This is a genomic window from Xenorhabdus eapokensis, from assembly GCF_001908105.1.
Genome location: NZ_MKGQ01000014.1, coordinates 49,092 through 59,813, shown reverse-complemented (window position 1 = coordinate 59,813; position 10,722 = coordinate 49,092). Strand labels below are relative to the sequence as shown.

General features: G+C 43.2%; 9 protein-coding genes and 1 pseudogene. 6 read left to right on the top strand and 4 right to left on the bottom strand.

Features of this window, described 5'->3' with window-relative positions; all coding sequences use genetic code 11:
* From Xedl_RS11380 to Xedl_RS11370, 3 genes and pseudogenes are all read left to right on the top strand, one after another.
* Positions 1-175 (top strand): annotated as a pseudogene (locus Xedl_RS11380) (IS630 family transposase); the annotation flags it as partial.
* A gap of 246 nt (positions 176-421) precedes the next feature.
* Complete coding sequence (locus Xedl_RS11375; protein WP_244149702.1) at positions 422-2,170, top strand: beta-ketoacyl synthase; 1,749 nt, start codon at positions 422-424, stop codon at positions 2,168-2,170.
* A gap of 100 nt (positions 2,171-2,270) precedes the next feature.
* On the top strand, positions 2,271-3,053 hold the full coding sequence (locus Xedl_RS11370; protein ID WP_074023810.1) for an aminoglycoside adenylyltransferase family protein: 783 nt from the start codon (positions 2,271-2,273) through the stop codon (positions 3,051-3,053).
* A 127-nt stretch (positions 3,054-3,180) separates the two neighbouring features.
* Here the strand turns inward: Xedl_RS11370 and Xedl_RS11365 are convergent, their stop codons facing one another.
* Positions 3,181-3,696 (bottom strand): single-stranded DNA-binding protein, encoded by a 516-nt coding sequence (locus Xedl_RS11365; protein WP_074023809.1) that lies wholly within the window; start codon positions 3,694-3,696, stop codon positions 3,181-3,183.
* A 250-nt stretch (positions 3,697-3,946) separates the two neighbouring features.
* Between Xedl_RS11365 and uvrA the strand changes: the two genes are divergently transcribed.
* The 3 genes from uvrA to Xedl_RS11355 all read left to right on the top strand — a co-directional run bounded on the left by uvrA (position 3,947) and on the right by Xedl_RS11355 (position 7,760).
* On the top strand, positions 3,947-6,778 hold the full coding sequence (gene uvrA, locus Xedl_RS11360; RefSeq protein ID WP_074023808.1) for an excinuclease ABC subunit UvrA: 2,832 nt from the start codon (positions 3,947-3,949) through the stop codon (positions 6,776-6,778).
* A 244-nt stretch (positions 6,779-7,022) separates the two neighbouring features.
* The gene (locus Xedl_RS29790) at positions 7,023-7,181 is read left to right on the top strand and encodes a DUF5993 family protein (protein WP_167366721.1); all 159 of its coding nucleotides are present in this window, start codon (positions 7,023-7,025) and stop codon (positions 7,179-7,181) included.
* Between the two features lie 12 nt (positions 7,182-7,193).
* On the top strand, positions 7,194-7,760 hold the full coding sequence (locus Xedl_RS11355) for a disulfide bond formation protein B (protein ID WP_074023807.1): 567 nt from the start codon (positions 7,194-7,196) through the stop codon (positions 7,758-7,760).
* A gap of 135 nt (positions 7,761-7,895) precedes the next feature.
* On the opposite strand, the gene Xedl_RS11350 is transcribed toward Xedl_RS11355, so the two are convergent.
* The 3 genes from Xedl_RS11350 to alr form a co-directional block, all read right to left on the bottom strand.
* Positions 7,896-8,252: a hypothetical protein gene (locus Xedl_RS11350; RefSeq protein ID WP_074023806.1), complete on the bottom strand. Its 357-nt coding sequence runs from the start codon at positions 8,250-8,252 to the stop codon at positions 7,896-7,898.
* 122 nt (positions 8,253-8,374) lie between these two features.
* The gene (locus Xedl_RS11345) at positions 8,375-9,568 is read right to left on the bottom strand and encodes an amino acid aminotransferase (RefSeq protein ID WP_074023805.1); all 1,194 of its coding nucleotides are present in this window, start codon (positions 9,566-9,568) and stop codon (positions 8,375-8,377) included.
* Positions 9,569-9,620: 52 nt separating this feature from the next.
* Entirely contained in the window at positions 9,621-10,700 is a 1,080-nt protein-coding gene (gene alr / locus Xedl_RS11340; protein WP_074023804.1) for an alanine racemase, read from the bottom strand.
* Between the last annotated feature and the right edge of the window lie 22 nt (positions 10,701-10,722).

Genomic DNA, 10,722 nt, shown 5'->3' with positions numbered 1-10,722 from the left:
GGTTTATTCTCCTTGGCTGAATAAAATAGAGCGGCTATGGCAATCATTGCATGAAACCGTCACACGGAACCATTGTTGCCAATATATGTGGATGCTGATCAAAAGAGTTAAGTTTTTTTTAAATGCCGCTTCAGCAAATCAATGGAAAGGGATAGGAAATATGAAACTCTCATAATTATGAAAAGTTATTTAGCGCTATTTAACATATCCGACGCTAAAGTTATCCCACTTTGCAATGCTTTATCATATAAAACAAACGCGATTTTCATGCCTATCTCCACATATTGCGCCTGCCTAAATATCACTATATTACATCCAAATAATGGATACAGTGACCATATTCTTTGCTTTATTGACATGAATCTCAGAGAGAGTAATTAGTTCTAACTGATAAACTTCAATAAAAATCTTTTTGGAGTTTATGATGAGTAAATTACCCGTAATAGTTGGTTTGGGTGGCATCAATGCAGCAGGAAGAAGTTCTGGATTCCACGGATATAAGCGCATTGTATCAGACAGTCTCAAAGGCGAAATTATGCAAAATACATGGGCTGATTTATGCAATCGGATGGGTATTATCAAGAATGTAGAATCTATGACAGCCTCCCATATTGAATGCGCCCAAAACGGTACATTAATAAGAAAAATCACGCGATTCGATACCCAAAAAGTGCCAATAAACAAAATACTCACCGACATTGACAACAATTCAGACAGGCTATTAAAAAGCATGCATACATCGCTTTCTGTCACCAGTGCAGGGCAATTGCCAGAGGGATTTGAAATTGGCGATTTATATAATGCAATCAGCCATCCACGCGGTTTACGCTTAACAGTCTATGGTGCTTCGGATTTGTTAAATTCGATTGGCATTTCATGGTCAGATATCACCGCTTTGGTGAAACCTGATCAGATTTCGGTTTATGCCGGTAGTTCTCTGGGTCAGATAGACCGATTATCAATGGCTGGATTAATCGGCAATCCATTGAATGGTTCACGTGTCAGTTCCAAAATGCTCCCACTTTCCATGGCTGACATGCCAGCAGGTTTTATTAATAGCTATATTATCAACAATCTTGGTACGACTTCGGCTAATCTTGGAGCCTGTGCTAGCTTTCTATATAACCTCAAACAAGGCATTAATGATATCAAGCAAGGTAAGTCAAAGATCTGTTTAGTCGGATGTGCCGAAGCACCTGTTGTCCCTGCAATCATTGAAGGATTCAGAGCCATGAGTGCTCTTGCCGAAGATCACCAACTCTGTGAACTCGATGGGACTGATATCGTTAACCACCGTCGTGCTTGCCGCCCATTTTCGACTAATGTCGGGTTTACTATTGCAGAATCCGCACAATTTGTATTACTGATGAGTGATGATTTAGCCTTGCAATGCGGCGTAAATATCCTTGGCTCTGTGCCGGATGTTTTTGTTAATAGCGATGCGAACAAAAAATCAATTTCTTCACCGGGGATAGGTAATTACATCACTATGATGAAAGCAGCTTCCCTTACTAACCACTTACTGGATGGGAAATTGCGACATTCCTATGTTCAGGCACACGGAACTGGAACACCACAAAATAGAGTGACTGAAAGTCATATTATTAATGAAGTAGCTAAAACTTTTGGACTCAATAACTGGGACGTCACTGCTATTAAAGCACATATTGGTCACTCTATTGCCGCAGCAGCAGGGGATCAATTAGCCTGTACTTTAGGTGTTTGGCAATATGGTTGGATTCCAGGAATTACAACGATTGATCATATTGCCGAAGATGTACATGCGTCCAATTTAAACATCTTAATGCAAAATAAATTTGTCGGCGAATATGGCGAAAATATGCAGGCTACAATCATTAATGCAAAAGGATTCGGCGGTAATAACGCAAGCGCAGTGATTTTATCTCCCCAACAAACGATGCAAATGCTGGGCAAAAAATACGGTAGATCTTCCATCAGTTCATACCATAAACGCAATGAAATAGTTAAAAGCAAGAGTGAAGAACAAGATCGGGCAATTTGTCGTGGTGAAGAATCTATCGTTTATAACTTTGGTAATGCAGTGCTGCAACCATCGGATATTCAGCTTTCGCGACAGGAAGTGAGATTAAATGGTGTTAAACAACCGATAAGGCTCCCTACCGCAGAAGAATTTAGTGAATTTTTATGAATGAGATTTTTCGGGTATTCGGAAATCCGGTTAACGGAGCAGCATGAGGAGATAAGATCCTCAGAAACATCATTCTCGCTATATCCAAGGTGGATTATTTATGACTATTCCTTCTGAAGTAAATAAGGCATTGTTGATCGTCCAGAAGCGATTAGCGAAATCGCTGGTAGCTGTTTACCTTCATGGTTCGGCTGTGGTTGGTGGTCTTCGCCCCCGCAGCGATGTAGATTTGCTCGTGGTGATTGACCAGCCAATGACGTCTGAGGTTCGGGAATATCTGGCTGCCGATTTAATGATGATATCGGGGCGATATCCTTCTGATCCTGATGGACGTCGCCCTGTTGAACTGATTGTTTTCTTGTGTGCCGATCTCTCCGCATCGCGTTATCCTGCCCGGAGCGAATTTATTTACGGCGAGTGGCTGCGTCACGAATATGAGGTAGGAGAAATTCCCAAGCCGGTTTGTGATCCAGAACTTACCCTGGTATTGGCTCAATCACGACAGGAAGCGATTCCTCTGGTCGGCCCGAACGTAAGCAGCCTTCTACCCGCTATTCCAAGATCGGATATTTACCGTGCTATTAAAGATGTCTTGCCGGCTTTAATTGAGACACTACAGGGAGATGAACGCAATGTTCTGCTAACACTAGCGCGTATGTGGCGAACATTAGTTACTGGAGAATTTGTCTCTAAGGATGTTGCTGCCGATTGGGCGGCTGCTCGCCTTCCAGCTATACAGGCCGTAGTTTTAACCGATGCGCGGGAGGCCTATTTGAGAGGATATGAAGAAGATTGGCGAAATCGCCAGCAAGAACTTCAACTCACGGTAAGCTCACTGCACAATTGTGTACGGACAAATCTATCTGTATTGGCTCAGACTTGATCTGACAGTTATCGAAATAAAACAAATAATTGCCAGATCAAATTTAAACGACTACAGATTTAAACAACTACAAATTGCAAAATTGCGACTGGTTCTAACCAGATATTAAGCGGCTCTTTCAGTCCACTTAGAACGGAATATCATCATCGAAATCCATCGGCGGCTCACTGCTCTGTGGCATAGGAGACTGCGCTGGACGAGATGGCGCACCGCCACTGAATTGCTGAGCCGCTTGTGGTTGCTGTGGTTGCCCCCAACCACCTTGTGCTGGCGCATCCTGTGCTGCGCCATTGCGGCTACCCAGCATCTGCATAACACCACCTACAGGATTGACCACAATTTCTGTGGTGTAACGATCCTGACCGTTCTGATCCTGCCATTTGCGAGTCTGCAAAGCACCTTCGATATAAACCTGAGAACCTTTGCGCAGATATTCACCGGCAACTTCTGCCAATTTGCCGAAAAATACGACACGATGCCATTCAGTTTTCTCTCTCATCTCACCGGTTTGCTTATCACGCCAGCTTTCAGACGTTGCCAGAGTAATGTTGGTCACTGCACCGCCATTCGGCATATAGCGAACTTCTGGGTCCTGTCCCAAATTACCCACTAAAATAACTTTGTTTATGCCTCTGCTGGCCATTGGGAATACTCCTGATGAAATGAATTTTGCTAAAAACGGATTTCTCTAATTATAAGCAAAGTAGTTTACCATGCGAGGGATAAGTTTAAACAGAGAGCCGTTATATTATACTTTGCGAAGCGCATCGTACTTTACATTGTCATGGTTACAGCACGATTGTTCGTTAAACACTGTATATCCATTCAGCAATGTTTGTGCAATAATAACGCGTTTATGAGTTTTGCTCTATCAATAATCTGGGAAGTGGTATATGGATAACATCGAAGTTCGGGGCGCCCGCACCCATAATCTTAAGAATATCAATTTAATAATTCCCCGTAACAAGCTGATAGTCATTACTGGGCTATCTGGCTCCGGTAAGTCATCTTTGGCTTTCGATACCCTGTATGCGGAAGGGCAACGTCGCTATGTTGAATCCCTCTCCGCCTATGCTCGCCAGTTTTTGTCACTGATGGAAAAACCAGATGTCGATCATATTGAGGGGCTATCCCCAGCCATTTCCATTGAGCAAAAATCCACTTCCCACAACCCGCGCTCTACGGTGGGAACAATAACGGAAATTCACGATTATCTCCGTCTGCTCTTTGCACGAGTCGGTGAACCACGTTGTCCTGAGCACAATATCACGCTGGCAGCGCAAACGATAAGCCAGATGGTAGATAACGTCCTGACATTGCCAGAAGGCCAGCGCCTGATGTTACTGGCTCCTGTCGTCAAAGAGCGTAAAGGCGAACATAGCAAGCTGCTGGATAATCTCGCTGCACAAGGTTATATCCGCGCCCGTATTGATGGTGAAGTGTGTGATCTTTCCGATCCACCAAAACTCGAATTACAGAAAAAACACACTATCGAAGTCGTCATTGACCGCTTTAAAGTGCGTGCTGACCTCGCCCAGCGATTGGCAGAATCATTCGAAACCGCATTGGGGCTTTCCGGTGGTACTGCCGTTATTGCCGATATGGATGATACACAAGCCGAAGAACTGGTTTTCTCCGCTAATTTTGCCTGTCCAATCTGTGGCTATAGTATGAGCGAGTTGGAACCTCGTCTATTTTCCTTCAACAATCCCGCTGGCGCTTGCCCTACTTGTGATGGTTTAGGGATTCAGCAATTTTTTGACCCCGAACGAGTTGTCCAGAATGAAGGTATCTCCCTTGCCGGAGGTGCTATCCGTGGTTGGGATCGCCGTAACTTCTATTACTTTCAAATGCTAAGATCACTGGCAGAACACTATAAATTCGATATCGAAACACCATTTAATCAGTTAAGCCCAACCATTCAGAAAGTGGTTTTATACGGTTCAGATAAAGAATCCATCGAATTTAAATACACCAATGATCGTGGTGATGTGACGGTTCGTCACCATCCGTTCGAAGGTGTACTGCATAATATGGAACGCCGCTATAAAGAGACAGAATCCACCGCCGTACGGGAAGAGTTAGCAAAGTACATCAGCAATCGATCTTGCATTTCCTGCGATGGAACGCGACTGCGTAAGGAAGCGCGTTATGTCTTTATCGAAGATACTACGCTGCCACAAATTTCGGATTTCAGCATCGGTCATGCGATGGCGTTTTTCCAAAATATCAAACTGAGTGGACAACGTGCCCAAATTGCCGAAAAAGTCCTAAAAGAGATCCATGATCGCCTGAAATTCTTGGTTAATGTTGGATTGAATTATCTGACGCTCTCCCGTTCAGCAGAAACGCTTTCAGGTGGGGAAGCCCAGCGTATCCGTTTGGCAAGCCAGATTGGTGCCGGTCTTGTCGGTGTGATGTATGTGCTGGATGAACCTTCTATTGGCCTGCATCAAAGGGATAATGAACGTTTGCTGGAAACCTTGCTGCACCTGCGCAATTTGGGCAACACGGTTATCGTTGTTGAACATGACGAAGATGCCATCCGTGCGGCTGACCATATCATTGATATCGGACCAGGCGCGGGCGTACATGGTGGCGAGATTATTGCCGAAGGAACGATTACCGCTATCATGGAAAGCCCAAAATCGCTCACCGGAAAATATTTGAGTGGTGAACGTAAAATTGCTATTCCAGAACAACGCGTGCCTGTTAATCCAGATAAGATGCTGAAATTGATTGGTGCAAAAGGCAATAACCTGAAAAAAGTGACATTAAAACTACCTGTTGGCCTATTTACTTGTATCACAGGGGTTTCTGGTTCCGGCAAATCAACATTAATCAACGATACGTTGTTTCCTATTGCACAGCGTCAGTTAAATGGAGCAACAAATATTAACCCCGCCCCTTATATTGATATCCAGGGTCTTGAGCATTTTGACAAAGTCATCGACATTGACCAAAGCCCGATCGGCAGAACTCCGCGTTCAAACCCTGCCACTTATACTGGTGTGTTCACGCCGATCAGAGAATTATTCTCTGGCGTTCCTGAATCCCGTGCCCGTGGTTATACACCAGGTCGTTTCAGTTTCAATGTTAAAGGCGGACGTTGCGAAGCCTGTCAGGGCGATGGGGTCATTAAAGTTGAGATGCACTTCTTGCCTGATGTTTATGTGCCTTGCGATCAATGTAAGGGCAAGCGTTACAATCGCGAAACGCTGGAAATCAAATATAAGGGCAAGAATATTAATGAAGCGCTGAATATGACCATCGAAGAGGCGCGTGAGTTTTTTGATGCTATTCCTGCTCTTTCCCGTAAATTGCAAACTTTGATAGATGTCGGTCTTTCCTATATTCGTCTGGGGCAATCTGCAACGACACTTTCCGGCGGGGAAGCACAACGGGTAAAACTGGCACGGGAATTATCTAAACGGGGTACAGGCCAGACACTGTATATCCTTGATGAGCCAACAACCGGTCTGCATTTTGCCGACATTCAGCAACTACTGTCTGTTTTGCATCAATTGCGGGATCAAGGAAATACTATTGTCGTCATCGAACATAATTTAGATGTCATTAAAACCGCTGACTGGATTGTCGATCTTGGCCCTGAGGGTGGTAATGGTGGTGGTGAAATATTAGTATCAGGAACACCAGAAGAAGTGATTCAATGTGAAAAATCTCACACGGCTCGTTTTTTGAAGCCGATGCTTGAACAAGATTAATTTATTAATTTTAAAACTGAATTATCTATTACTCTCCTCACACCGTGGGGAGTTTTCTAACCAATTATTAATTAAATTCAATTTACTACTGGCATTAAGTCTTTTCTTGCCGTCAATTCAAGTTAAACCACTTTTCATGAATTAGTATTATATTGTTGATCTAATATTATTAATACTCACATAGCCCAAGCATTGATGCCATAATGGTATAAAATATGCTTTAAACTTATCATGGAGATTAAACATGTATATGTTTTTACCATTCTTAATTGCGCTAGTGATCATCGTCACTGTCATTACCGGCAAGAAAAAGCTGACGTATACTCTTTGGTTCGCTTTACTCATCATCACGGTATTTTGGTTTAAATATCATGCAACTGATGCCTTGAACCTTTCTTTCTAATCGGAGGCCGTAATGAATAATATAATGTCAGCACCACGTAATATTAACCTTGCTATGGCCTTAAATATTCTGGGATTGTTCGGTATTAGTGTGGTTTTGATAGTCGCGTTTTATTATCAATTAGCACGTTTTGAACTTCCCTGCCCATTATGTTTATTGCAGCGAGCAGGTATTATCATGATTGGGTTTGGCTTTTTGTTTAATATTTACTTCGGCATAAAAAATGCTCATTATAGCCTTTCACTGCTTGGCTGTATTGTGACTGGTTTCATTGCCATGCGTCAGGTTTCTCTCCATATCATGCCGGGAGATATGGGATATGGTTCAACTTTCTTCGGCCTGCATTTTTATACCTGGGCTGCTATCCTATCTATCCTGACTATTATTGCCATCGCAGCTATCATGCCCCTAAAAGCAGGCAATGTTGATTCGGCAAGATACACCCCACCAACATTGGGTAAAATTGCCATGGGATTGTTCGCATTTTTAATTGCAGCTAATCTGGTTTCCACCCTATTAGAGTGTGGTAGCGGACAATGTGATGATAACCCAACGTTCTATCAATTATTGCAAAAGTAATCTTTTACTTATATTGAAACTATTAAAACAGAAGGCCGCATATCTTCCAGCAGCCTTCTGTTTTTTCAACTGAATGTTTTCAAGCAGTTTTTTTCACTAACAAATCACTAAAAAGATATTGTTCATTAACAAACTTCACTCTCGATAAGCGAAGTTCATCAATATTCCAGAGTTACTTACTTCAACTCCCTTATTAAATTTTGACATGGCAGAACGAGTCAAATGAGCAAATTCAGCCGCATCAGATAAACCAACATATTGACCAGCATCAATGCTTTTCACGACTAAACCTATAGACTGCACCTGTTTGATGGCTGACAAGATAGCCTTTTTATATGAGTCAGCTTCTCTATCAAATTCAATAATAAATGCATTATTGCGGGATAAAACAGTACAACCATCCGCTCCCACGTCATAAAGAAAATTGGCTACTTGACATAAAAGCTCTGGGTCAATTTTTTTCTGGATAGATTGCAACCAATGCAAAATCATACTCTTTCATTATGATATGCCTTATATTCTATAAAGCCGCTCATTGAACGGCTTGGAATAGTTAACAATTGTAATTATCAATTGTTTTTCTAATTTTCTTTGCGTGCTGACAATAAAAATCACTAACTCACCGCAGCAAATGCCTCTGCAATGCGTTGCACGTTGTGATGATTCACGCCAGCCATGCAAACGCGGCCAGAGCCGACCAGATAGACGCCAAATTCTTCACGTAATCTATCAACTTGTGCCTGACTAAATCCGGTATAACTGAACATTCCACGCTGTTTCAGTAAATGGTCAAAGTTTTTCTCTGGCAGTGCCTTTTGTAGGGCATTGACCAATACTGTCCGCATTTCCAGAATACGCAAGCGCATCCGTTCAACTTCATCCAGCCATTGGTTTTTTAATTCAGGGTTACTCAATACCCTGGCAACAATCTGCGCCCCAAAATTTGGAGGACTGGAGTAAATACGGCGCACCGCCGCTTTCAATTGCCCTAAGACACGCTCAGTTGCTTTTGTATCATCACAGATAACCGATAAACCACCAACACGCTCACCATACAGCGAGAAAATTTTCGAAAATGAGTTACTGACCAAACAAGGCAGCCCCGCATTTGCCATTGCACGGATTGCGTAAGCATCTTCTTCCATACCATCGGCAAATCCCTGATAAGCGATATCAAGGAAAGGCAGTAATTCCCGCTCTTTGGCAACCTGAACCACTTTATCCCATTGCTCATTGGTCAGATCTGAACCTGTTGGATTATGGCAGCAAGGGTGCATCAAAATAATACTTTTTGGCGGCAATTGCTTGAATGTTGCCAGCATTTCGTCAAATTTTACCCCTTTGGTTTTATCATCAAAATAAGGGTAATAATTCACCTTGATGCCTGCTCCGGCAAAAATAGCGGCATGGTTTTCCCACGTCGGATCGCTGCACCATACTTCAGAATCAGGGAAATAACGGTGTAAAAAATCAGCCCCTACTTTTAATGCGCCAGAACCACCCAATGTTTGAATGGTGGCAATACGTTGCTGATTTAACAGTGGGTGATCTTTGCCAAACAGCAATTCCTGAACGGCTGTGCGATAGGCAAGCAATCCTTCCATGGGTAGATAAAGGGAAGCAGATTGTGGCAAAGCCTTCATTTGTTCTTCAGCAGTTGCAACAGCCTGCAATTTTGGGGTTATACCCTGTTCATCGTAATACAGCCCGATACTCAAATTAATTTTTTCTGCACGGGGATCGTTTTTAAATTCTTCCATTAACGACAGGATAGGATCGCCCGCGTATGCATCAACATTTTGAAACATGACGTTATATTCCTGCTACGAGTGAGATAAAAGACAATATAACTTACCCTGATTATTCGTCCAGATATTCCATTGCAACACGTGAAGTCAGTTTCGTAATCAGCTCATAAGCACTGATCCCCGAATGTTCCGCAATTTTTTCAACTGCTAGAGCATTTCCCCAAAGGATCACTTCATCGCCAACTTTATCCTGGCATGTTGGCCCCAGCTCCACAGTAATCATATCCATAGATACACGGCCAACAAGTGGCACTTCCCGACCATTGATAAATACGGGTGTACCGACAGGTGCACTGCGGGGATAACCATCACCATATCCCATTGCTACAACACCAAGACATGTGTCACGTTCACTGCTCCACGTACCACCATATCCCACAGCTTCGCCCGCTTTGTGCTTACGTACAGCGATTAAGCTCGATTTGAGTGTCATGGCAGGAAGTAAGTTAAAGTCAGCCGCAGTTTTATCTGCCATCGGCGAGGCACCATACATTATGATACCGGGACGAACCCAGTCTAAATGTGCTTTTGGCCATAATAAAATCCCTCCTGATGCAGAGATGGATTTCTCGCCAGCTTTATCCGCAATAAATGCCATAAAGCACTCAATTTGTTGTTGGGTCGTTTCAACTGTAGGCTCATCTGCACGGCTAAAGTGGCTGATGATATTAACGGGTTGCTCAACGTTACGACAACGGCTCAGACGTTGATAAAATGCGTCTGCTTCATCGATCCTGACGCCCAGACGATGCATGCCTGTATCGATTTTCATCCACACTTTAATCGGATGGGATAAATCTGCCTGTTCCAATGCTTCAAGCTGCTCAATGCTATGCACCACAGTTTCAATATGATTGACGACTAAAATGGGTAGATCAGCCGCTTCAAAAAAACCTTCTAATAGCAAGATTGGCTTGACGATCCCGCCACTGCGCAGGGCAAGTGCTTCTCCAATGCGAGCAACACCGAAGCAATCAGCATCTTCCATTGTGTGTGCAGTTTCTAATAAACCATGTCCATAGGCGTTTGCTTTCACAACTGCAATTATTTTACTGTCAGGAGCTTGTACTCTCACCTGTTGCAAATTGTGTCGCAGAGCGCGGCGGTCGATAACAGCAGTTGCCGCTTTCATTCCATCCCCTTTTTATAATTTT